At 64.3% G+C, this 23,239-nt stretch carries 22 protein-coding genes; 17 read left to right on the top strand and 5 right to left on the bottom strand.

Features of this window, described 5'->3' with window-relative positions:
* The first annotated feature begins 17 nt into the window (after positions 1–17).
* From FIU94_RS08415 to comE, 5 genes are all read left to right on the top strand, one after another.
* Positions 18–1,031: an NAD-dependent epimerase/dehydratase family protein gene (locus FIU94_RS08415; RefSeq protein WP_152465374.1), complete on the top strand. Its 1,014-nt coding sequence runs from the start codon at positions 18–20 to the stop codon at positions 1,029–1,031.
* Positions 1,032–1,040: 9 nt separating this feature from the next.
* On the top strand, positions 1,041–2,315 hold the full coding sequence (gene tviB, locus FIU94_RS08410; RefSeq protein ID WP_152465373.1) for a Vi polysaccharide biosynthesis UDP-N-acetylglucosamine C-6 dehydrogenase TviB: 1,275 nt from the start codon (positions 1,041–1,043) through the stop codon (positions 2,313–2,315).
* A 248-nt stretch (positions 2,316–2,563) separates the two neighbouring features.
* Complete coding sequence (gene hisD / locus FIU94_RS08405) at positions 2,564–3,871, top strand: histidinol dehydrogenase (RefSeq protein ID WP_152465372.1); 1,308 nt, start codon at positions 2,564–2,566, stop codon at positions 3,869–3,871.
* An 83-nt stretch (positions 3,872–3,954) separates the two neighbouring features.
* On the top strand, positions 3,955–4,461 hold the full coding sequence (locus FIU94_RS08400; RefSeq protein WP_152465371.1) for a thiamine pyrophosphate-binding protein: 507 nt from the start codon (positions 3,955–3,957) through the stop codon (positions 4,459–4,461).
* Positions 4,458–5,012, top strand: coding sequence for a sulfopyruvate decarboxylase subunit beta (gene comE / locus FIU94_RS08395; RefSeq protein WP_152465370.1), 555 nt, complete (start codon positions 4,458–4,460; stop codon positions 5,010–5,012). The genes FIU94_RS08400 and comE overlap by 4 nt, the downstream gene beginning before the upstream one ends.
* On the opposite strand, the gene FIU94_RS20860 is transcribed toward comE, so the two are convergent.
* Positions 5,003–5,176 carry a hypothetical protein gene (locus FIU94_RS20860; protein WP_172975872.1) on the bottom strand — a complete coding sequence of 58 codons (174 nt, stop codon included), beginning with the start codon at positions 5,174–5,176 and terminating at the stop codon, positions 5,003–5,005. The genes comE and FIU94_RS20860 overlap by 10 nt on opposite strands.
* A 14-nt stretch (positions 5,177–5,190) precedes the next feature.
* Here FIU94_RS20860 and FIU94_RS08390 point away from each other — a divergent pair, with 14 nt between their 5' ends.
* Entirely contained in the window at positions 5,191–6,822 is a 1,632-nt protein-coding gene (locus tag FIU94_RS08390) for an alpha-D-glucose phosphate-specific phosphoglucomutase (RefSeq protein WP_152465369.1), read from the top strand.
* A 23-nt stretch (positions 6,823–6,845) separates the two neighbouring features.
* On the opposite strand, the gene FIU94_RS08385 is transcribed toward FIU94_RS08390, so the two are convergent.
* Positions 6,846–7,643: a helix-turn-helix transcriptional regulator gene (locus FIU94_RS08385; RefSeq protein WP_254702636.1), complete on the bottom strand. Its 798-nt coding sequence runs from the start codon at positions 7,641–7,643 to the stop codon at positions 6,846–6,848.
* 169 nt (positions 7,644–7,812) lie between these two features.
* Between FIU94_RS08385 and FIU94_RS08380 the strand changes: the two genes are divergently transcribed.
* From FIU94_RS08380 to FIU94_RS08355, 6 genes are all read left to right on the top strand, one after another.
* On the top strand, positions 7,813–8,874 hold the full coding sequence (locus FIU94_RS08380; RefSeq protein ID WP_254702654.1) for an ABC transporter ATP-binding protein: 1,062 nt from the start codon (positions 7,813–7,815) through the stop codon (positions 8,872–8,874).
* A gap of 4 nt (positions 8,875–8,878) precedes the next feature.
* Positions 8,879–9,790: an ABC transporter permease gene (locus FIU94_RS08375; protein ID WP_152465367.1), complete on the top strand. Its 912-nt coding sequence runs from the start codon at positions 8,879–8,881 to the stop codon at positions 9,788–9,790.
* Positions 9,783–10,583, top strand: coding sequence for an ABC transporter permease (locus FIU94_RS08370; protein WP_152465366.1), 801 nt, complete (start codon positions 9,783–9,785; stop codon positions 10,581–10,583). The genes FIU94_RS08375 and FIU94_RS08370 overlap by 8 nt, the downstream gene beginning before the upstream one ends.
* Before the next feature lie 18 nt (positions 10,584–10,601).
* Positions 10,602–11,621, top strand: a complete 1,020-nt coding sequence (locus FIU94_RS08365; protein WP_152465365.1) for an extracellular solute-binding protein — start codon at positions 10,602–10,604, stop codon at positions 11,619–11,621.
* A 113-nt stretch (positions 11,622–11,734) separates the two neighbouring features.
* Positions 11,735–13,414, top strand: coding sequence for an amidohydrolase (locus FIU94_RS08360; RefSeq protein WP_152465364.1), 1,680 nt, complete (start codon positions 11,735–11,737; stop codon positions 13,412–13,414).
* A 59-nt stretch (positions 13,415–13,473) separates the two neighbouring features.
* Positions 13,474–14,772 carry a flavin-dependent oxidoreductase gene (locus FIU94_RS08355; protein WP_152465363.1) on the top strand — a complete coding sequence of 433 codons (1,299 nt, stop codon included), beginning with the start codon at positions 13,474–13,476 and terminating at the stop codon, positions 14,770–14,772.
* Positions 14,773–14,844: 72 nt separating this feature from the next.
* Here FIU94_RS08355 and FIU94_RS08350 read toward each other — a convergent pair whose 3' ends face one another.
* The 3 genes from FIU94_RS08350 to edd all read right to left on the bottom strand — a co-directional run bounded on the left by FIU94_RS08350 (position 14,845) and on the right by edd (position 18,388).
* Positions 14,845–15,795, bottom strand: a complete 951-nt coding sequence (locus FIU94_RS08350; RefSeq protein ID WP_152465362.1) for a D-glycerate dehydrogenase — start codon at positions 15,793–15,795, stop codon at positions 14,845–14,847.
* Positions 15,796–15,934: 139 nt separating this feature from the next.
* Positions 15,935–16,573: a bifunctional 4-hydroxy-2-oxoglutarate aldolase/2-dehydro-3-deoxy-phosphogluconate aldolase gene (gene eda / locus FIU94_RS08345; RefSeq protein ID WP_152465361.1), complete on the bottom strand. Its 639-nt coding sequence runs from the start codon at positions 16,571–16,573 to the stop codon at positions 15,935–15,937.
* Between the two features lie 15 nt (positions 16,574–16,588).
* Entirely contained in the window at positions 16,589–18,388 is a 1,800-nt protein-coding gene (gene edd, locus FIU94_RS08340) for a phosphogluconate dehydratase (RefSeq protein WP_152465360.1), read from the bottom strand.
* A 224-nt stretch (positions 18,389–18,612) separates the two neighbouring features.
* Between edd and phnC the strand changes: the two genes are divergently transcribed.
* The 5 genes from phnC to FIU94_RS08315 all read left to right on the top strand — a co-directional run bounded on the left by phnC (position 18,613) and on the right by FIU94_RS08315 (position 23,221).
* Positions 18,613–19,407, top strand: a complete 795-nt coding sequence (phnC, locus tag FIU94_RS08335) for a phosphonate ABC transporter ATP-binding protein (RefSeq protein WP_152465359.1) — start codon at positions 18,613–18,615, stop codon at positions 19,405–19,407.
* Positions 19,408–19,464: 57 nt separating this feature from the next.
* Positions 19,465–20,376 (top strand): phosphonate ABC transporter substrate-binding protein, encoded by a 912-nt coding sequence (phnD, locus tag FIU94_RS08330; RefSeq protein ID WP_152465358.1) that lies wholly within the window; start codon positions 19,465–19,467, stop codon positions 20,374–20,376.
* Positions 20,377–20,451: 75 nt separating this feature from the next.
* The gene (phnE, locus tag FIU94_RS08325; protein WP_152465357.1) at positions 20,452–21,324 is read left to right on the top strand and encodes a phosphonate ABC transporter, permease protein PhnE; all 873 of its coding nucleotides are present in this window, start codon (positions 20,452–20,454) and stop codon (positions 21,322–21,324) included.
* Positions 21,321–22,604, top strand: coding sequence for a phosphonate ABC transporter, permease protein PhnE (gene phnE / locus FIU94_RS08320; RefSeq protein WP_152465356.1), 1,284 nt, complete (start codon positions 21,321–21,323; stop codon positions 22,602–22,604). Before phnE (FIU94_RS08325) ends, phnE (FIU94_RS08320) begins: the two co-directional genes overlap by 4 nt.
* Entirely contained in the window at positions 22,604–23,221 is a 618-nt protein-coding gene (locus FIU94_RS08315) for a chloramphenicol acetyltransferase (RefSeq protein ID WP_152465355.1), read from the top strand. The genes phnE (FIU94_RS08320) and FIU94_RS08315 overlap by 1 nt, the downstream gene beginning before the upstream one ends.
* Positions 23,222–23,239 lie beyond the last annotated feature (18 nt).

Here is a 23,239-nt window from a genome sequence, read left to right as displayed (position 1 = left end):
TGCCCAGGCTTCGCGTCATGACCCGCGTGCTGGTGACAGGTACCGCCGGTTTCATCGGCTTTCACCTGGCCCGTCGCCTGCTGGCCGAAGGGTTCGAGGTGCAGGGTTATGACGCGCTGACCGACTATTACGATGTCACGCTCAAGCAAAAGCGCCACGAGATGCTGCTGGAGAACCCCGCGTTCTCGGCCACTGTCGGCAAGCTGGAGGACGAGGACCTGCTGTGGTCCGTGGCAGAGGCGTTCCAGCCCGAGATCATCGTGCATCTCGCCGGGCAGGCCGGGGTGCGCTATTCGCTGGAGAACCCGCGCGCCTATCTCGACAGCAATGTGATCGGCACCTTCAATGTGATGGAGGCGGCCCGCAAACTGAAGGTCCGGCACCTGCTTATGGCCTCGACCTCTTCGGTCTACGGTGCCAACGAAGAAATGCCTTTCGCCGAGATGGACCGGACAGAGACCCAGCTGACCATCTATGCCGCCACCAAGAAGGCGAACGAGAACATGGGCCATGCCTATGCCCACCTGCACGACCTGCCGACGACGATGTTCCGTTTCTTCACGGTCTACGGCACCTGGGGGCGGCCCGATCTTGCGCTCTTCAAGTTCGTGGACGCCATTTTGGATGGACGGCCCATCGACATCTACAACCACGGCGACATGTTCCGCGACTTCACCTTTGTCGACGACCTGGTGCGCGGCATCATGCTGCTGATGGAGGCAGTACCGCAGCGCCCCGCCAGCAAGGACGACATTCCCGAATGGGACAGCCTGTCGCCCGTGGCCCCGTTTCGCGTCGTCAACATCGGGAACTCGCAAAAGGTACGCTTGCTGGACTTCATCGACGCGATCGAGGCGGAGCTGGGCATCGAAGCCAAGCGCAACTACATGCCGATGCAGACCGGCGATGTCCCCGCGACATGGGCCGACGCGGACCTGCTGCGCAACCTGACCGGCTACCAGCCACGCACCGACGTGCGCGATGGCATCGCACAGTTCGTGGCCTGGTTCCGCGACTATTACGGCAGGTAGGGCGACGCGATGACCACGGGAACCGACAAGATCGCGATCATCGGGTTGGGGTACGTGGGCCTGCCGCTTGCCGTCGCGTTTGGCCGTCAGCGCCCGGTGGTCGGCTTTGACATCAGCGCGGAACGGATCGCGGACCTGCGCGCGGGCCATGACCGCACGCGCGAAACCTCGACCGGGGAACTGGCGGCGGCGCGGCACCTGAGCTTTTCCGACGACCGCGCACAGATCGCCGATTGCACCATCTACATCGTCACCGTGCCGACCCCCATCGACGCCAACAAGCGGCCCGACCTCGGCCCGCTGCGCGGCGCGGCGGAAACCGTCAGCCGGGTGCTGAAGCCGGGTGATCTGGTGATCTTCGAAAGCACCGTCTATCCCGGTGCGACCGAAGAAGACTGCGTGCCGATCCTCGAACGCGGCTCCGGCCTGCGGTTCAACGTCGATTTCTTTTGCGGCTACAGCCCCGAGCGGATCAATCCCGGCGACAAGCTGCACCGCCTGCCCGACATCCGCAAGGTCACAGCCGGATCGACGCCCGAAGCGGCGGAGCGGGTCGATGCGCTTTATGCCCAGATCATCACCGCCGGTACTTACAAGGCCGAAAGCATCCGCGTGGCCGAAGCCGCCAAGGTGATTGAGAACACCCAGCGCGACCTGAACATCGCCCTGATGAACGAACTTGCCATCATCTTTGGCAGGATGGGGCTGGACACCGACGCGGTGCTGCGCGCCGCCGGGACCAAGTGGAACTTTCTGCCCTTCAAACCCGGCCTGGTCGGCGGGCACTGCATCGGGGTCGATCCCTATTACCTGACCCACAAGGCCGAGCAGCTGGGATATGATCCGCAGATCATTCTCGCCGGGCGGCGGCTGAACGACGGGATGGGCGCCTATATGGCGGGCCAGCTGGTCAAGACGATGATCAAGCGCGACATCGCCATCGGTGGCGCGCGGGTGCTGGTGCTGGGCCTGACCTTCAAGGAGAACTGCCCCGATCTGCGCAATACCCGCGTGATCGACCTGATCCGCGAATTGCGCGACTACGGCGCCGAGGTGGACGTGCACGACCCCTGGGTGGACCCGGCGGAGGCGCGGCGCGCGTTCGGCATCGACATGGTCGCGGCCCCCGCGCCCGACACCTACGACGCGGTGGTGCTGGCCGTCGCGCATGCAGAATTCGCCTCGGCCGGCGCCCCTGCCCTGCGCGCCTACGGCAAGGCGGACCAGGTGTTCTACGACATCAAGAGCGTGTTCGCCCCCGACGAGAGCGATCTTCGGGTCTGACCCTCCGGTCCGGCGTATCTGGCGATTTCGAACGCCGAATTCTTATATTCCACTTTACTTAATCCACCGAACTGGCCTTATAACATTACCCAGAATATGCCATGCGACACCATTGACGCGTCATATGCTTTGATTGCAGAGATATAGGGAGGATTTTGGCCGGCATCGCCGACACATCCCCTGGCCAGCCCAACGGATGGCCGCGGCCCGGAAGATGCCGATTTCTGAAAACTGAAGGCAGGACTCCCATGGCCCGCGAATATCTGAAGAAAGCCACGCTGACCGCGACCTCGGATGCACCGGAGGTGCAGGAGGCCGTCCGCGCCATTCTCGCCGATATCGAAACCGGCGGCGATGCCAAGGCGCTGGAATACGCCGCCAAATTCGACCGCTACGACGGCAACGTCCTGTTGACCCCGGACGAGATCGAGGCAGCCTGCGCGCTGGTGCCCGAAAAGCTGAAGGCCGACATCCGCTTTGCGCATGACAACGTGAAACGATTTGCCGAAAAGCAGAAAAGCAGCGTGTCGGACATGGAGATCGAGATCGTTCCCGGCCTGATCGCCGGTCAGCGGGCGATTCCGGTGGATGCCGCTGGCTGCTATGTGCCGGGCGGGCGCTACAGCCACATCGCCAGTGCCATCATGACCGTCACCACGGCCAAGGTCGCGGGCTGTCGGCACATCACCGCCTGTTCGCCGCCGCGCCCCGGTGTCGGCGTGCCGCCCGCCATCGTCTATGCCGCCCATCTCGGCGGCGCGAACCAGATCATGGCGATGGGTGGCGTCCAGGGCGTGGCCGCGATGACCTTTGGCCTGTTCGGCCTGCCGCGCGCCAATATCCTCGTCGGCCCCGGCAACCAGTTCGTGGCCGAAGCCAAGCGTATCCTGTTCGGGCGCGTCGGCATCGACATGATCGCGGGCCCCACGGACAGCCTGATCCTTGCCGATGCGCAGGCGGACCCGCTGGTGGTGGCAACCGATCTCGTCAGCCAGGCCGAGCATGGTTACAACTCTCCGGTCTGGCTGGTCACGGACGACCGCGCGCTGGCCGAAACGGTGATGCAGCTGGTGCCGGGGCTGATCGACGAACTGCCGGAGGTCAATCGCAACAACGCCTTTGCCGCCTGGCGCGATTATGCGGAGGTGGTTTTGTGTTCGGACCGCGAGGACATGGCCGCCTGTTCGGACGCGTATGCGCCAGAGCATCTGACCGTGCAGGCGGATGATCTGGACTGGTGGCTGAACCGGCTGACCTGCTACGGTTCGCTGTTTCTGGGGGAGGAAACGACCGTGTCCTACGGTGACAAGGCGACCGGCACGAACCATGTGCTGCCGACCTCGGGCGCGGCAAGCTACACGGGCGGGCTGTCGGTCCACAAATACATGAAGATCGTGACCTGGCAGCGCGCCACGCGGGACGGTTCCAAACCCGTGGCCCTTGCCACCGCGCGCATTTCACGACTGGAAGGAATGGAGGGGCACGCACGCGCGGCAGACGTGCGTCTGGCCAAATATTTCCCGGGCGAAAATTTCGACCTGTCATCCAGTGGGTGATACCCGCACCCGCCGCGTGCTACACTACCGAACAGACCGCTTATCCCGCGCCCTGGCGTGGCCATCGAAAGGCAAGACAACCGATGAACATCGACAAGAAAATCGCAGATGATCTTGTCGCGAACGACGTTTCCTTTGTCACCACCGTGCCCTGCAAGCAGCTGGCCGGCGTGATCGAAGAGATCGAGGCCCGCGACGACATCTTCCACATCCCCTCCAACAAGGAAGACGAGGGCATGGGCCTGTGTGCCGGGGCCTTCATGGGCGGCAAGCGGCCTGCCATCATCATGCAGAACACGGCCATCGGCGTGACGATCAACACGCTGGCCACGCTGATCCAGTATTACCGGATGCCGCTGCCGATGATCATCTCATACCGGGGTGAGCTGCGCGAACCCGTGGCCTGCCAGGTGGAGATGGCCGTTCATACCAAGGCGCTGCTGGCGCAACTCAATATCCCCACCTACCACTTTCATTGGCAAAAGGACGTCGAGGAGTTCGACAACATCCTGAAATACACCTTCATGTGCAACAAACCGGTGGCGATCCTGACCGACGCCAACTTCTGGGGAGGCTATGGCGACCAATGATCCGTTCCGAAATCCTGAAAGACATCGCACCGATCCTTCGCGATCAGCTCGTGGTCTGCAACATCGGCATCCCCAGCCAGGAACTGCACGCCATCGACGATCAGCCGACCAATTTCTACATGCTGGGCACGATGGGGCTGGCGTCCTCCATCGGGCTGGGGCTGGCGCTGGCGCAACCCAAACCGGTCATTGCCATCGACGGGGACGGGTCGGTGCTGACCAACCTCGGCACCTTGCCGACCATTGCCAACAACGTCGCCGACAACTTCATCCTGATGATCATCGACAATGGCTCCTACGGATCGACCGGGGACCAGCCGACCTATGCGGGCAAGAAGACCAGGCTTGAGAAAGTGGCAGAGGCCTGCGGTTGCGAAAACGTGGTGACTTGCCAGGGCGAGGATACCGGCAAGGTTCTGCAGGCGGCGCTGGCATCGCGGAAGATGACGGTGATCGTCGTCAAATGCGACAGCGGCAACGCCAAGCATCCCGTGATCACGATGGACCCCGTAGTGATCCGCGACCGCTTCATGAAAGCGGTTCAGGCCTGATCGCGCGCATCAGGCCTGATCGCGCGCATCATGGAGGGTGGCGGGGCGGTCAGCGTGTCCGCGCCGCCCCGCGCACCGGACCTTGCGCAGCCGGTCCACATGATGTCGGATGCGCGCAGGCCGCCTGCGGCCACAACGACCCTTTCAGATGTAAATTCAGACACCAGGAACTTGCTCCATGACGATCCTCACCCATGCGTGCACACCCGTATCCGGGCAGAAGCCCGGCACCTCGGGGCTGCGCAAGAAAACCCGCGTATTCATGGAACCGGGCTATGTGGAGTGCTTTGTCCAATCCATTTTCAACGCCATCGACGGGGCAGATGGAAAAACCTTCGTCATCGGCGGTGACGGGCGGTTTTTCAATGCCGAGGCGATCCAGACCATCCTGCGCATGGCCGCGGCCAACGGTGCGGAACGCGCGATCGTCGGCCAGGGCGGTCTGCTTTCGACCCCGGCGGCGTCGCACCTGATCCGCAAGCGCCGGGCGCAGGGCGGGCTGATCCTGTCGGCCAGCCATAACCCCGGCGGAATCGACGCGGATTTCGGCCTGAAATACAACGTCTCGAACGGCGGCCCTGCGCCCGAGAGCGTGACCGCTGAAATTTTCGAACAGACCCGGACCATCGACAGTTACAAGACGCTGGACACCGACGACATCGACCTGGGCGAGCTGGGCAAGACCACGCTGGGGGATATGACGGTCGAGATCGTCGATCCCGTGGCCGACTACGCCAGCCTGATGGAAAAGCTGTTCGATTTCGAAGCGATCAAGGGGCTGTTCCAGGCCGGTTTTGACATGCGGTTCGATGCCATGCACGCGGTTACAGGCCCCTATGCCAAGGCGATCCTCGAAGACAGGCTGGGGGCACCCGAAGGTACCGTGCTGAATGGCCGTCCATCGGTCGATTTCGGCAAGGGGCACCCCGACCCAAACCCGATCTGGGCAAAACCGCTGGTCGACATGGTCATGGCCGAAGACGGCCCCGATTTCGCCGCCGCGTCGGACGGGGACGGGGATCGTAACATGATCCTGGGCCGCGGTGTCTATGTGACCCCCTCCGACAGTCTGGCGGTGCTGGCGGCGAATGCGCATCTTGCACCCGGCTACAAGGACGGTATCGCGGGGGTGGCGCGGTCCATGCCCACCAGCCGCGCCTGCGACCGCGTTGCCGAGGCGATGGGCATCGCCTGCTACGAGACGCCGACCGGCTGGAAGTTCTTTGGCAATCTGCTCGATGCAGGCAAGGTGACGCTCTGCGGGGAGGAAAGCGCCGGCACCGGCAGCGACCATGTGCGCGAGAAAGATGGCCTTTGGGCCGTGCTGCTGTGGCTCAACATCATCGCGGTCAAGGGTCAGTCAGTGCAGCACATCCTGCGCGACCATTGGAAGGAATACGGTCGTAACTATTATTCCCGCCACGATTACGAGGCCGTGGATGCGGAGGCCGCTGCCGCGTTGATGACGGCGCTGGAAGAGGCGCTGCCGAAGCTTCCGGGCCAGAGCGCGGCAGGCCTGACGATCAAGGAAGCCGACCAATTTTCCTACCACGATCCGGTGGACGGATCGGTCAGTGGCAAACAGGGCCTGCGGATCACCTTTGACGGCGGTGCGCGCGGTGTGCTGCGGCTGTCCGGGACCGGGACCGAGGGCGCAACGCTGCGCATCTATCTGGAACGCTACGCGCCGCCGGAGGGCGATCTGGACATCGAAACGCAGGACGCCCTGTCGACCGTGGCCGCGGCAGTGGCCGGGCTTGCCGATCTGCAAAAGCGCACCGGCAGGACGAAACCAGACGTCATGACCTGACGGGTCTGCCGGTCGACGGCAGCTCAGAACAGGTCCTTCAGCGCCGCAAAGAGTTCGGCCTGCGAGGAGATGTCCAGCTTGCGGTAGATGTTGCGGCGGTGGACCTTGACCGTCTCGCGCGAGATACCGAGGTCCAGTGCCGCCGACAGGTTCGAATGCCCCTGCAGGATCAGGGCCGCCAGCTGCGCTTCGCGGCGGGTCAGCGCCTTGCCTGTCTGGTCGGTGACATGGCTTCGGATCACCGCGTCCAGCGGACGTTGCACGGGCGGTGGGGCGCGTCCCTCCTGCTGATCCTGGAGGTATTCGCAGTACTGGCGCAACAATTCCAGAAGAACGGGGCTGTAGTGCCGCAGGCATTGCAGTTCGCGGCGCCTGAAGCGGCCGCGCCCGGCCTGACGGCTCATCGACAGGTGGCCGGTTGCGCCGTCCTGCAGATCGACCAGCAGACCGACCTCGTCGCAGATTTCGGTCTTGCGATAGTATTCCAGGTAGTATTCGCCGGAAAAGAACCGGTCGGGTGCAATGTCTGACAGGCGGTACAACGCACCGGGCGTCGCCCGCTTGCGCATCTGGAAGAAGGGATCGAGCCGGTAGGTCCCGTCAAGGTAGTGTTGCGGATACGTCGTCTTGAGCGAATGATCCGCCAGCCAGGCGTTCAGGGACTGCGGTGTGCCGCTGTCGCTGAAACGCAAGATCAGGAAGGTATCGAACCCGATCCGTGCGCGCAGCAGGTTGCGGAACAGACCGAAGAACGATTCGTCGCGGGCATGTGCCATCGTCTTTTGCAGGCGCTGAATATCGCCCGGTCTGAGCATTTCCATGATTTATAACCCCATCCAGACCAAAAACTAATCAATGACTACCCCTGTGGGGGTATTTTTTCACCCCAAGAATGCCGCAATCATTCAACTTCATGGTATTTGCCCCCCTGCTGGGCGACCATGAGACGACCAAAATGGGGGAATGCTCAAAGTGGCGACAGCCATCAGTATCCGCAATCTGCGCAAGGTCTATCCCGGTCAACCGCCCGTGGTGGCACTGGCCGACGCCAGCATCGACATCAGTGACAACGAGTTCTTCACGCTTCTCGGCCCCTCGGGCTGCGGCAAGACGACCCTGCTGCGCATGATCGCGGGGTTCGAACATCCCACCGCGGGCGCGCTGACCATGCACGGGCAGAACCTGCTGGACCTGCCGCCCCACAAACGTCCCGTGAATACCGTGTTCCAGAGCTACGCGCTGTTCCCGCACCTGACGGTCGCACAGAACATCGGCTTCGGGTTGGAAATGCTGGGCAAGCCCAAGGCCGAGATCAAAAAGACGGTGGACGAGATGATGGCCCTGGTAAAGATGACCGAAATGGCGGACCGCCAGACCGGCCAGATCTCCGGTGGCCAGCAGCAGCGCGTTGCGCTGGCGCGGGCGCTGGCGCCGAAACCGCGGGTGCTGCTGCTGGATGAACCGCTGAGCGCGCTGGATTTCAAGCTGCGCAAGGACATGCAGCTGGAACTGAAGCGCCTTCAGACCGAAACCGGCATCACCTTTGTTTTTGTCACGCACGATCAGGAAGAGGCGCTGACCATGTCGGACAGGATCGCGGTGATGAGCGCCGGCGAGATCCGGCAGATCGGCAACCCGCGCCAGATCTACGACCAGCCGGCGGAACGCTTTGTCGCCGACTTTATCGGGGATACCAATTTCCTCCCGGCGGAGGTGACGGACATCAGCGGCGACACCGCGACGGTGCGGCTGTCGTCGGGCACGCAGATCGCGGCACGCGCGGCCAAGAGCGGCGAGGGCAAGGGCAAAGTGACCCTGGCCGTGCGGCCTGAACACGCCAGCATCGTGCCGGAGACCGACGGTCTGCTGTCAGGCACGCTGGAGCAGGTCGTCTACTTCGGCACCGACACGCATTACCATGTGGCGATGGCGGACGGCACCGCTTTCGTGGTGCGCCAGCAGAACCGGCCCGATGCAGCCGCGCAGTTCAATACCGGCGACCGCGTGGGCGTGCAGTTCGCGCCGGGTATCGGCCAGGTTCTGAGGGATTGACCTGATGGCCGACATGTCCTCGACCGCAGATGCACGGGCCAGCCGCCGCCGCTGGCTGCTGCTGGCGCCTGCGCTTTTCATCCTGGTCTTCGCCGCCGCCGGGCCGCTGCTGATCACGTTGTTCTATTCGTTCCTCACCCCCGGAGATTACGGCGGTGTCGAATGGCAGGGGTCATGGCAGGCGTGGTTCAACGTCTTCATGGAGCGTGACATCTTCGATGACACGCTGGCCTGGTCGGACGCGCATCTGAGCATCTTCTGGCGCTCGGTCAAGCTGTCGCTGATGACCACGGTGCTTTGCCTGTTCTTCGGCTTTCCCACCGCCTATTTCATCGCGACCCGACCGAAAAAGCAGCGTGATCTGTGGATGCTGCTGATCATCATTCCGTTCTGGACCAACCTGCTGATCCGCACATTTGCGATTGTCGAGCTGATCCGCGCCGAAGGCACCGTGAACACCTTGCTGCTGTGGATCGGGGTCATCGACGCACCGATCCAGATGCTGTTCACCGAATTCTCGATCCTGCTGGGCATGGTCTATGTCTACCTGCCGCTGATGGTGCTACCGCTTTATGCGTCGATGGAACGGCTGGATTTCAGCCTTGTCGAGGCGGGATACGACCTTTACGCCACCCGTCTTCAGGTGCTGCGCCGGGTGATCCTGCCGCTGGTCAAGCCGGGGGTTATCGCAGGGTCCATCCTGGTCTTCGTGCCCTCCCTGGGCGCCTATGTGACACCGCGCGTCATGGGGGGCGGCAACCAGCTGATGATCGGCAACCTGATCGAGCTGCAGTTCGGCCAGGGCCGCAACTGGCCGCTGGGTGCGGCGCTGTCGATCACGCTGCTGGCGATCGTCATGGTCGCCCTGCTCGCTTACGTCCGCGCTGCCGGAAACCAGGAGCCGCACCGTGTCTAAGCAGTTCAACATCAGCCGACAGACCGGGTTCACGACCATCGCGATGGTCTGTTTCGTGCTGCTTTACATGCCGATCATCCTGCTGGTCATCTATTCTTTCAACGCAGGATCCTCCATCGCCATATGGGAGGGGTTTTCCTGGCGCTGGTATCAGTCCGCCTGGGAAAACGAACAGGTGCAGGAGGCGACGATACGCAGCCTGGTCATCGCGCTCTGGGCGTCGGGCATTTCGACCTTCTGTGCCGTGCTGGCGGCGCTGGCCACCACCCGCACCCGCAAGTTCCGGGGACAGGCGGCGGTCTTTGCCATGATCAATCAGCCGTTGATGGTGCCCGAGATCGTGACTGCCGTTGCCCTGCTGATCTTCTTTGCGATGATCAAGGTCGCCACCGGGTACACCGGCCTTGCCTATCTGATCGTCGCGCATTCGGCATTCTGCATTCCTTTCGCCTACCTGCCCATCCGGGCGCGGTTGCAGGGGATGGACCTCAGCCTTGAGCAAGCCGCCGCCGACCTTTACGCGCCCCCCTTTCAGGTGTTTCGCCGGATCACCCTGCCGCAGCTCTGGCCGGGAATCCTGGCTGGCGCGATGCTTGCCTTCGTGATTTCGCTGGACGATGTGGTGATCACGGAGTTTGTTAAATCCGCAGGGCAGGATACGCTGCCTACCTATATGCTCGGCCAGTTGCGGCGGGTGGTCACGCCAGAGATCAACGCGATCTCGACCGTGCTGCTCGGCATCTCGGTGACATTTGTCATCGCGTTCACCGTGCTGAGCAAAATCAAGAACTAAGCCAACGGGAGCAAAACCATGAAACGGACATTTACGGCCCTGACACTGGTGCTGGCCACACCCGCCTTCGCCGAAGGCGAGCTGAACATCTACAACTGGGGCAACTACACCAGCCCCGAAATGATCGACAAGTTCGAGGAAGAGACCGGGATCAAAGTCACCGTTACCGACTACGACAGCAACGACACCGCGCTGGCCAAGATCAAGGCCGGCGGTCACGGATTTGACATCGTGGTCCCCTCGGGCACCTATGTGCCGATCTTCATCCAGGAAGGGCTGCTGATGGAAAGCAAGCCCAACGAGATGGAGAATTTCAAGCACATGGACCCGCAGTGGGTCGACGTGGAATTCGATCCGGGCCGCAACTATACCGTGCCCTGGCAGTGGGGCACCGTTGGTGTGACCGTGAACACCGCCGTCTATGACGGCGACATCAACACCGCTGCCGTGATCTTTGACCCGCCAGAAGAGCTGAAGGGCAAGATCAACGTGGTGCCCGAAATGAATGACGTCATGGGCATGGCGATCCACTATGTCGGCGGCGAACAATGCACCGCGGACAAGGAAGTCCTGAAAAAGGTCCGCGACACAATGGTCGAGGCCAAGAAGAACTGGCTGTCGATGGATTACGGCATGATCGAGAAATTCGCCAAGGGCGATGTTTCCGCCGGTGTGAACTGGAACGGGGCATCGTTCCGCTCGCGCAATCTGAACGAGGACATCGCCTTCGGCTATCCGCAGGAAGGCTATCCCGTCTGGATGGATAACGCCGCCATCCTCGCGGACGCGCAGAACGTGGAAGAAGCCAAGACGTTCCTCAACTTCATCATGGCGCCCGAGAACGCCGCGATGCTGTCGGAATTCGCGCGCTACGCCAACGGCATCAAGGGCTCGGAGGAGTTCATGCCGGAGGATATGAAGTCTGCCCCCGAGATCGTCGTGCCCGAAGACCTGAAGGGCGCGGCCTATGTGGCCAAGACCTGCCCGCCGGAAGCGACCAAGATCTACACGGCGATCTGGACCGAACTCCAGAAGTAAGACCGTCGGCAGCCGGGACACGCCCCCGGCTGCCGTCACGCGCCCCGGAATTTCTCAAAAATTCCGACCCGATTTCTTGCAAGAAATCGGCCCCCCCTTCACGGAGCTATTGAATGACCCCCGACACCATCGTCCACAACGGCAAGCTGATGACCTTCGACCCCGATCAGCCAGAAGCACAGGCGCTTGCGATCACGGGCGGGACGCTGACTGCCGTAGGCTCCGATACTGAAGTGATGGCGCTGGCCGGTGACGGCACCCGCCTGATCGACGCGGCAGGCGGCACGGTGCTGCCGGGGCTGATCGACAGTCATGTCCACCTCTTCGGCGGGTCGGTGGAACTGACCAGCCTCAACCTTCATACGGTGCAGGGGCTGGAGGAAATGACCGCGGTGATACGCCCCTACGCCGCCGACATCCCCGAGACCGAGCTGGTGTTCTGCGTAGGGGCGAACTACGGCATCCTCGGCACCGGACGAAACCTGACCCGGCACGACCTGGACCAGATCCTGCCGGACCGCCCGCTGGCGATGTTCGCCGCCGATCACCACACCGTCTGGGCGAATACCGCCGCGCTCGAGGCCGCGGGCCTGCTGCAGGGGGGCGAGGTCGACGCGGGTTCGGAAATCGTGATGGGCGACGACGGCCTTGCCAGCGGCGAACTGCTGGAGCCAGGCGCCTATAGCCCGATCCTCGCCCTGACCCGCCACGGGGGGCGCGATATGTTGGGCCTGACCACCGGCAAGGATCCGGTCCCGGCCCCGACAGCCGAACAGCGCGCGATGGACAAGGACGCCATCGCAAAGGGGCTGGCCCATTGCGCGGCGCAGGGCATCACCGGGTTGCACCTGATGGACGGCAATCTCTATCAGCTGGAGTTGCTGACGGAACTTGAGGCCGAGGGCCGTCTGCTTTGCCGCTGCATGGTGCCTTTCCATTTCAAGGGCACCGACCCGATCGACCGGATCGCGGATGAAGGCGTGCCCATGTACGAACGCTTCACCGGCGACAAGGTCTGGTGCGGCCATATGAAGATGTTCATCGACGGCGTGATCGAAAGCGGCACCGCGCTCATGATGCGCCCCTACCCCGGCGCGCTGGGCAAGGATGACAACACGGGCGACGAGGTCTTTACCCAGGACCACTTTGTCGCCGCCGCGCAAGAGGCGGACCGCCACGGGATGCAGATCGCGGTTCACGCCATCGGCGACGCAGGCGTGCGTCGCACCATTGACGCCTACGCCGCCGCGCAGGCCGCCAATGGCAGACGCGACAGCCGCCACCGGATCGAACACCTTGAAGTCATGCACAGCGATGACATCCCTCGGTTGGCGGAACTGGGCATCGTCGCCTCGATCCAGCCGGCCCACGCCCCGCGCGGCCACTTCTTTCCGCCCGGCGCGGTTGGCGACTACCTGCACGCCGACCAGATCGCCGGGGCCTATGCGTGGCAGGACATCCGCGACACCGGTGCGCGGGTTGTGTTCTCGACCGACTGGCCGGTCATACCGGTGGACGTGATGCCCAACATCAAGGCTGCGATCGCGCCGCTCGATCTGGGTCCGGACTGGCCAGACCAGACGCAAAGCCTGCAGGACACGCTGGCAAGCTATACGCGCGACAACGCCTGGGTGGAGTTCAACGAGGACCGCAAGGGCCAGCTCAAGGTGGGCATGATGGCGGATGTGGCGGTGATGAGCCACGATCTGACCGCCCTCGCCCCCGCCGACATCACCCGGGCACGGGCGGAGCTGACGATCTGCGACGGCAAAGTCACCTTCGAACGGGGCTGACCCTGCGGGCAAACCTGCCTATAAGGACCCAAGCAGCCAGACGGACGAACCGAGGGACCATGACCGAGAACAGAGTGATGATTGCCGGGGGCGGCATCGGCGGCCTTGCCCTTGGGCTGACGCTGCACCAGATCGGTGTCCCCTTCACGATCTTCGAATCCGTGGGCGCGCTGCGGCCCCTCGGGGTGGGCATCAATCTGCAACCCAACGCGGTCCGCGAATTGTTCGAGATGGGGATCACCGCGGCGGACCTGGACAAGGCCGGTGTGCCCGCCCGGGAATGGGCGTTGGTGGGCCAGCAGGGCCAGGAAATCTATGCTGAGCCACGGGGGCTGGAGGCGGGATACAACTGGCCGCAATACGCCATGCACCGGGGCCAGTTGCAGATGCTGCTGGCGCAGGTGCTGCTGGACCGCGCCGGTGAGGACGCGATCCGGCTGGGCAGCCGCGTGACAGGTTATCAGAAAAACGAAACCGGTGGCGTGACGGCGCTGATCACCGATGCGGACGGGGCGGAGCGGCAGGAGGGCGGCGCGCTGCTGATCGGCGCGGACGGGATCCATTCGCGGGTCCGCGCACAGATGCATCCCGATCAGCCGCCGATCCACTGGGGCGGCGCGGTGATGTGGCGCGGCACCAGCATGGTCAAACCCGTGCGCACCGGCGCGTCCTTCATCGGGCTGGGCACCCATCGCCAGCGGATGGTGATTTACCCGATCTCGCCGCCCGACCCCGACACCGGGCTGGCGCAGGTCAACTGGATCGCGGAAGTCACCATGGACGATCCTGCGGCGCGCGACGGCGTCGGCTGGTTCCGACAGGTGAAGATCGAGGATTTCGCACATCACTTCGACGACTGGGTTTATGACTGGCTCGACGTGCCGGCCCTGCTGCGCGGGGCGCAGGTGGCCTACGAGAACCCGATGATCGACCGAGATCCGGTGGACACCTGGGCCGACGGCCCCGTGGCCCTGATGGGCGACGCGGCCCACGCGATGTATCCGACCGGCTCGAACGGGGCGAGCCAGGCCATCGTGGACGCGCGCGAGCTGGGCGCGGCCTTCCTCTCTCATGGCGTCACACCCGCGGCGCTGGCGGCTTTCGACGCAAAGCTCTGCGCGCCGATCTCGGCCCTGATCCTGCGCAACCGGGGCGCCGGGCCCTTTGGCCTGCTGAATATGGTAAACGACCGCTGCGGCGGCAACTTCGACGACATCGACGAGGTGATCCCGCCAATGGAACGGGCAGAGTTCATGGCCAAGTACAAGGCCGCCGCGGGCTTTGCCATCGAGGCGTTGAACAGCGCCGCACCTACCATCCCCGACGGGGCGAGGGTGGAAAGGCAAGCGGCGGAATAGCACGCGGCGGCCACCGAACACCCACAGCGAAAACAATCGGCGCTGCGCCGGAGGCGGGTTCTCGGTCGCGCCCTAAACCGGGTTCAGCGGCCTGCCGTCCTTGAAAAAGGCAACCAGGTTCGCGACCGCCATCATGCCCATGTCCTCCCGCACCTCCAGTGTCGAGGTCCCGAGGTGCGGCAACAGCGTCACGTTCTCCATCTCGCGCAGGGCGCGCGGCACGTCTGGCTCGAACTCGTAGACGTCCAGCCCCGCGCCCGCAATGCGGCCCTGTCGCAGCGCGTCGATCAGCGCCGCCTCGTCCACCACGTCGCCCCGGGAGATGTTGACCACAAAGGCGTGCTGCCGCATCGCGCCCAGCGCCGCCGCGTCGATCAGGTGATGCGTCTGCGGCGTCGCGGGCACGGCAAGGACGACCACATCGGCCGCGCCCAGCACATCTTCCAGCCTGTCCAATTGCGCTGCCTCGAATGGCAGGTCCGTCACCGGCGAACGGTTAAAGAAGACCACCTTCATCCCGAACCCCAGCGCGGCACGCTGCGCAATGGCCTTGCCAATCCGCCCCATGCCGACGACGCCAAGCGTCTTGCCGGTCACGTGAAGCCCCAGTAGCTGCGTGGGGTGCCAGCCCGGCCAACGGCCACCGCGCACCATCCGCTCCCCCTCGCCCGCGCGGCGGCATGTCATCAACATCAGCGTGATGGCAATGTCCGCGGTCGCGTCCGTGACCGCGCCGGGGGTATTGCTGACCGCGACCCCTGCAGCGCGGGCCGCCTCGGCGTCGATGTGGTTGTAGCCGACGCCGAAATTGGCGAGAATCTGACAGCGCGGAGGCGCCTCGAAGAACGACGCGTCGAAACGATCTCCCAGCGTCGGCAACACGGCATCGAACTCCGCCAGCGCACGGGCCTTCTCTTCTGTCGACAACGGCAGGGTTTCCGGCCGCACCTCCACCTCGAAATGCCGCTGCGCCTCTGCCACCACCTTGTCCGGCAAAGGCCGCGTGATCAGTAGTTTCTTCATGTCGTCCTCCGGCTGGTCCGCCGCCTTCATAGCCGGGCGGACCAGCGGAAACCACGCTGCTTTCGCTTCTTTATGCCCCAAATACTCCGGCGACCGGTCTGTCGCCGCGCGACCTGCGCATAACGCGACCCCGCGGGTTTCAGGCCAGGGCCGCCGCCTCGCGGGTAAGCTCGGTGATCGCGCGCCAGTCTCCGGCGCGGACCAGATCGGCAGGCGCGACCCAACTGCCCCCGGCACAGACGACATTCGGCAGGCGCAGGTAGTGCGCCGCGTTCGACGGGCTCACACCGCCGGTAGGGCAGAAGGAAATCTGCGGCAGCGGACCACCGAGGGATTTCAGCAGCGCGGCTCCGCCCGCCGCCTCGGCGGGAAAGAACTTCAGCATGTCATAGCCACGGGCCAGCAGGTGCATGGCCTCGCTCGCGGTCGCCGCGCCCGGCAGCATCGGCAGGTCAGCCGCCTCCGTCGCCGCCAGCAACGCGTCGGTCGCGCCGGGCGAGACGCCAAAGCGGGCACCGGCCCGGACCGCATCGGCCACATCCTGCGCGGTGATCAAAGTGCCCGCGCCCACGACGCCGCCGTCGACCTTGGCCATCTCGGCAATGGCCGCCAGCGCGGCCTCGGTCCGCAGGGTCACTTCCAGCACGGGCAGCCCCCCCTCCACCAGCGCCTCGGCCAAGGGGCGGGCGTGGGCCACATCCTCCACCACGAGAACGGGAATGATGGGGGCCATCCGGCACAGGTCACGGGCCGCGCGGCTGCTTTCGGCTGGGGTCATGGCGTCTCTCCGATCCTAGATGCTGCTGGCGCCGGTATCGGCCGCGCCGACCAGCGTCCTGAAGTGATTGAACAGCTCGCGGCCCTGCCCATAGCCGTTGGCGGCAAGGTCCGCGGTCACGCAATCACGTTCCAGCACCCCCTCGGTCACGATGTCGATCCGGCCTTCCGCGGCGTCGACGCGCAGGATATCGCCGTCTTGAAGCTTGGCGATGGCACCGCCGTCGACCGCCTCGGGGCAAACGTGGATCGCGCTCAGGACTTTGCCGGACGCACCGGACATGCGCCCGTCCGTCACCAGCGCCACCTTCAGGCCGCGCGCCTGCAGGTTCGCCAGCACCGGTGTCAGGCTGTGCAGTTCCGGCATCCCGTTGGCCTTGGGTCCCTGGAAGCGGACCACGACGATCACGTCCTCCTCGAACTCCCCGGCCTGGTAGGCCGCCTTGACCGAATCCTGGTCATGGAACACCCGCACCGGGGCTTCGATCACGTGGTGTTCCGGCTTCACCGCAGAGACCTTGCACACGGCGGCCCCCAGCGACCCGTCCATCCGCTGCAGCCCCCCGGTCGGCTGGAAAGGATCGCTGACCGGACGCAGGATGCGGTCGTTCTGGCTTTCGCCCGCGCCGTCCTCCCAAACAAGCTCGCCGTCCTTCAGCCGCGGCTCACGGGTATAAAGGCTCAGTCCCTGGCCCATGATCGTGGTCACGTCCTCGTGCAGCAGACCCGCCGACAGAAGTTGCCCCATCATGAAGCCCAGGCCGCCCGCCGCGTGAAAGTGGTTCACGTCGGCCAGACCGTTGGGATAGACCCGCGCCAGCAGCGGGGTCACATCGGCAAGGTCCGAAAAGTCCTGCCAGTCCAGAATGATCCCCCCGGCCCGCGCCATCGCGACCAGATGGATCAGCAGATTGGTGGAGCCGCCGGTGGCATGCAGCCCCACAATGCCGTTTACAAAGGCTTTCTCGTCCAGCACCTGACTGGTCGGGATATATTCGTTGCCCAGATGGCTGATCGACAGGGCCCGCCGCGCCCCCGCATCCGTCAGCGCATCGCGCAGCGGCGTGTTGGGATTGACGAAGCTGGACCCCGGCAGGTGCAGCCCCATGAACTCCATCAGCATCTGGTTGGTGTTCGCGGTGCCGTAGAAGGTGCAGGTGCCCGGCCCGTGATAGGCCGCCATTTCCGCCTGCATCAGCGCCGCGCGGTCCACCTCCCCGGCGGCGAATTTCTGGCGCACGGTGGCCTTTTCATCGTTGGAAATGCCCGAGGTCATCGGCCCCGCGGGCAAAAAGACCGCCGGCAGATGGCCAAACACCTGCGCCGCGATCACCAGCCCCGGCACGATCTTGTCGCAGACGCCGAGATAGACGGTGCTGTCGAATGTATTGTGGCTGAGCGCCACACCCGCGGCCAGCGCGATCACATCGCGCGAGAACAGGCTCAGTTCCATCCCCGGTGTGCCCTGTGTCACCCCGTCGCACATGGCGGGCACCCCGCCCGCGACCTGCGCCGTACCCCCGGCCGCCCGGGCGGCGGCACGGATCAGATCGGGAAACCGTTCGAACGGCTGATGCGCCGACAGCATGTCGTTGTAGGCGGTGACGATACCGATATTGCCTGCGGATTGCGTGGCGAGCGCATCCTGATCCGGCCCTGCGGCGGCATAGGCGTGGGCCTGACCGCTGCACGACAGATGCGCACGCGCCGGCCCGTCCTGCGCAGCCTTCGCCATCCGGTCGAGATAGGCCTCGCGCCCTTTGGCGCTGCGGGCGACAATGCGGTCGGTGACGCGGGCGACGGTCTGGTTCAGCATGGGGTCCTCCATCGATTCGGATCGTGGCAACCCGGATCGGGCCACCTGATGGCTCGCAACATCGTTAGCGCTAACAGCGCCAAGAGTCCAGCACCCGGCCTTGTGAAACCGCGCAGGCGCTGCCGCAAAATCCGTGCTTTCCGGGTCGTTACAAAAGTTTCACCAAACCGACACAGATGTGCAAGCCCCCGCTGACAGATGGTGCCTCAAACATTGGGGGCACCATGCTGAAACTGACCGACCTGACCAAAGCCTATGGTCCGAATGTCGCGGTGAAGTCCGCGAACCTCGATATCGACCGTCCGGCCATGATCGGCATCATTGGCCGGTCCGGTGCGGGCAAATCCACGTTGCTGCGGATGCTGAACCGCCTAACTGACGCGACATCCGGCGAAATCAACTTCGAAGGCCGCGACATCACCGCGCTCACCGGCAAGGCCCGGCGCGACTGGCAGTCCCGCTGCGCCATGATCTTCCAGCAGTTCAACCTGGTGCCGCGTATGGACGTGGTGTCGAACGTGCTGCACGGCACGCTCAACCGCCGCTCGACACTCGCCAGCATGTTCAGCATCTACCCCACCAGCGATGTGCACCGTGCAATCGACATTCTCGACCGCCTCGGCATTGCGGAACATGCCACCAAGCGGGCCGAGGCGCTGTCGGGCGGGCAGCAACAGCGCGTGGCGATTGCCCGTGCGCTGATGCAGGACCCCCGGATCATCCTCGCGGACGAGCCCATCGCATCGCTCGACCCGATGAACGCACAGGTCGTCATGCAAAGCCTGCGCCGCATCCACGAAGAAGACGGGCGCACGATCATCGCCAACCTGCACACCCTGGATACCGCGCGCCGCTACTGCGACCGCGTGGTGGGGATGCGGGATGGCAAGATCGTGTTCGACGGCCTGCCCGAACAACTGACCACCGCGATGGCGCGCGAAATCTACGGCGCCGACGCCTCCTTTTCAGAAGCCGCCACGTCGACCTCGATCGAGACCCTCGACCATGCGCTTGCCTGAATGCCCAAGCCGCACCGGCAGGACCGGGCGGAACATCCAACCAACCGGAGACAACACATGAACAAGCTTTTCGCAGCGGCGCTCGCCACCACGGCCCTCAGCACGGGCGCCCTCGCCCAGACCAACGGGATCGACGAATTCCGCATCGGCATCCTCGGCGGCGAGAACGCCCAGGACCGGCTGAACAGCTACCAGTGCCTGGCCGACTACACGACCGAGGAACTGGGCGTCGAAACCAAGCTTTTCGCCCCCGCCGACTACAACGGCGTGATCCAGGGCCTGCTGGGCGGGACGCTGGACATGGCCTGGATGGGCGCTTCGGGCTACGCCGCGGTCTATATCCAGGACCCCGAAGCGGTCGAGCCGGTGCTGGTCAAGATCAACCTCGACGGCTCCTACGGCTACCATTCCATCGGTTTTGCCCGCAAGGACAGCGGCATCGCCTCGCTGGAAGACATGCAGGGCAAGGTCTTCGGCTTCGGCGATCCCAACTCCACCTCCGGCTACCTGATCCCCTCCATCGAGATCCCGCAGGAAGGCGATGAGATCACGATGGAGTCGGGCGACTATTTCGGTGAGGTCAAGTTCACCGGCGGTCACGAGCAGACCATCGTGGCAGTCGCCAACGGCGACATCGACGGCGGCGTGACCTGGGCCGACGGCCAGGGCAACTGGGAAGACGGCTACAACTCGGGCGCGCTGCGCAAGGCCGTGGACGCGGGCCTGGTCGACATGAACGATCTGGTGGAAATCTGGCGGTCGAAGCCGATCCCGGAAGGCCCCGTCGTCCTGCGCAAGGACCTGCCCGAAGAGGTCAAGGCCAAGATGACCGCGCTGGTCGACAACCTGTATGAAACCGACCCCGACTGCGCCTATGGCGTGGCCGCGGGCGAAAGCCTGGGCTTCGACCCGATCACACATGACGCCTATGTGTCGATCGTCGAGGCCCGCAAGGCGAAATCGAATTGATCAAAGACATTTAAGTTGAGATGCAGGTCCCGGTGTCACATCGGGACCTGCAATTTTTTTCGAAAGGCGCAGAGTATGACCGACACCACGCAGGAAATCCGCGAGGGGTATCTCGCCGCGATGCGGCAGAAACGCATGATGAACATGCTGCTGCTGATCCTCTTTATCGCCTTGCTGGTGGCGGGTTTTGCCATGGCAGACGCGCGCAACGCGGGCGGTTTCTGGGACGGCTGGCGCAATATCCTGGACTTTCCGCGCGACGTGATCGGCGAGGCATTGTCCCGTGCGCACCTGATGCCCGGCTATCTCGTGAAATACCTGCCGTCACTGATCGAGACCATCAATATCGCCGCCGCGGCCACACTGCTGGGGGCACTGCTGGGGCTTTTCGCGGCCCTGCTGGCCACCCGCGGCCTTGCCCCGCAAGCCTGGATCGTCGCGCCCGTCCGCCGGGTGCTCGACATCCTGCGCGCGGTGCCTGAGATCGTCATCGCCCTGATCCTGATCTTTCTGCTGGGCGGCGGCCCGGTGCCCGCCATGATCGCCATCTGCCTGCATACCATCGGGGCCCTGGGCAAGCTGTTCTCCGAAGTGAATGAAAACGCCTCTCTCAAACCGGTGGAAGGGCTGGCCTCTGTCGGGGCGTCCTGGATGCAGCGCATGATGCTGGGTGTGGTGCCGCAGGTCGCGCCCAATTACCTCAGCTATGCGCTGCTGCGGTTCGAGATCAACATCCGCGCCTCCGCCATCCTCGGCTTCGTCGGTGCGGGCGGCATCGGCTATGACCTGCGAAACACCATGTCCTGGGGCCAGGGCAAATTCGACGAGGCGGCGGCGATCTTCCTGCTGCTCTTCGGCGCCATCGTGATCGTCGATCAACTCTCCAGCTATGCCCGCAACCGCCTGACCCACGGCAAGGCCTACAAGGACAAGGGAGCCCTCCTGTGACGACCGCCAGCCTCACCCTGCAAGCCGACAGCCTGATCGCCCGCAAGCGTCTGGTTGCCTGCGCCGCCCCCGCGCTGATCGCGGCCTATCTGATCTATGTCTTCTTCGCCTTCGACGTGCCGGGCCTGCGCGACCGGGTCAGCGTGGACAACATGAACACGCTGCTGCGCGACGTCTACAGCTACAAGACCCACGTCACGCAGGACAACCGCAACGGCGAGGTCAGCATCGCCATCGAGGGCGAGCGCAAGGGCACCTATCCGCAGGGCGAAAGCCCCGATTGGGTGCGCCTCGGCCCTGCCTCCACCGTCGATCTCGGCGGCGGACATGTTGTCACCTTGGGCGAAACCGTCCGCTACGACATCCCCGGCTACGGTAGGGTAACGGCGCGACCGGGCCGAACCGGCGTCAACGCAGAGCTGCCAGCGGGCGACGTGCCAGAGTGGATCAACGCGTCCAAGAACCGCGTGGCGATCACCACCGACGCGGGCCGCGTGACCATCACCCGCAACCGGACCGAAGTGTTCCGTTACTTCACCGGTTGGGAGTTGTTCTTTTTCACCCTCGACAGCCCGTTCCACGGATTGGGCCTGACAGAGCTGATTGCCACAGGCGACTACGGCGCGATGTGGTCGGATTTCTGGAACAACAAGATGTGGCGGCATGCCGACGTGGCGTGGGCGCTGGTGGAAACCGTGCTGATGGCGTTCCTCGGCACCTTCGGGGCCGCGATCATCGCACTGCCGATGGGGTTTCTCGCGGCGCGCAACTTCTCTCCGCTCGGGGCGGCGCGGTTCACCGCCCGGCGCATCTTTGACTTTCTGCGCGGGGTGGACGGGCTGATCTGGACCATCGTGCTCAGCCGAGCCTTCGGACCCGGCCCGCTGACCGGGTCGCTGGCGATCATGCTCACCGACACCGGCACCTTCGGCAAGATTTTCTCCGAGGCGTTGGAGAACGTGGACGACAAGCAGATCGAAGGCATCGCCTCTACCGGGGCGGCCCCGCTGCAACGCTACCGTTTTGGCGTGATCCCCCAGATCACCCCGGTTCTGCTAAGCCAGGTGCTCTACTACCTTGAATCCAACACCCGCTCTGCCACCATCATCGGCGCGATCACCGGCGGCGGCATCGGGTTGTTGCTGACGCAGGCGATCATCACCCAGAAAGACTGGGAAGAAGTGACCTATTACATCGTGCTGATCATCCTGATGGTGATGATCATGGACAGCCTGTCGGGCTGGCTGCGGCGGCGTCTGATCGCCGGGGATGCGTCCTGATGGCACGTCTGAAACCGCACGTTCCCTACCTGCACCCCGATTGCGAGATCACCGACAGCACCTTCGGCGCCTACGTGGAGATCGGCCGCGCCTCGCGCGTGGCGCACAGCCATGTCGGGGATTATTCCTACTGCGACCGTTACGCCGACATCGCCAATGCGCGGGTCGGCAAGTTCTCCAACATCGCCTCCTTTGTGCGCATCGGCGCGACCGATCACCCGATGGACAAGGCCAGCCTGCACCATTTCCACTACCGCTCCGCCGATTACTTCGACGATGCAGAGCCGGACCATGCCTGGTTTGCCCACCGCCGCAGCCGCCGCGCGCGGATCGGCCATGACACCTGGCTGGGTCACGGCGCGCAGGTCCGGCCCGACGTCACCATCGGCCACGGCGCCGTAGTGGCGGGCGGCGCCATCGTCACCCGCGACGTGCCCCCCTACATGATCGTCGCGGGCATCCCCGCCGTGCCCCTGCGGGCGCGGTTTCCCGACAGCATCGCCGACCGCATGATGGCGCTCGCCTGGTGGGACTGGCCGCATGCCCGCCTGCGCGACACCTTGGAAGATTTCCGCACGCTGCCCGCCGAAGCATTTCTGGAAAAGTACGAGAGCTAGGGATCTCGAACGCCCACG

Origin of the sequence: Sulfitobacter sp. THAF37 (assembly GCF_009363555.1) — a bacterium.
Lineage (GTDB): Bacteria > Pseudomonadota > Alphaproteobacteria > Rhodobacterales > Rhodobacteraceae > Sulfitobacter.
This window is presented reverse-complemented; position numbering and strand designations above follow the sequence as displayed.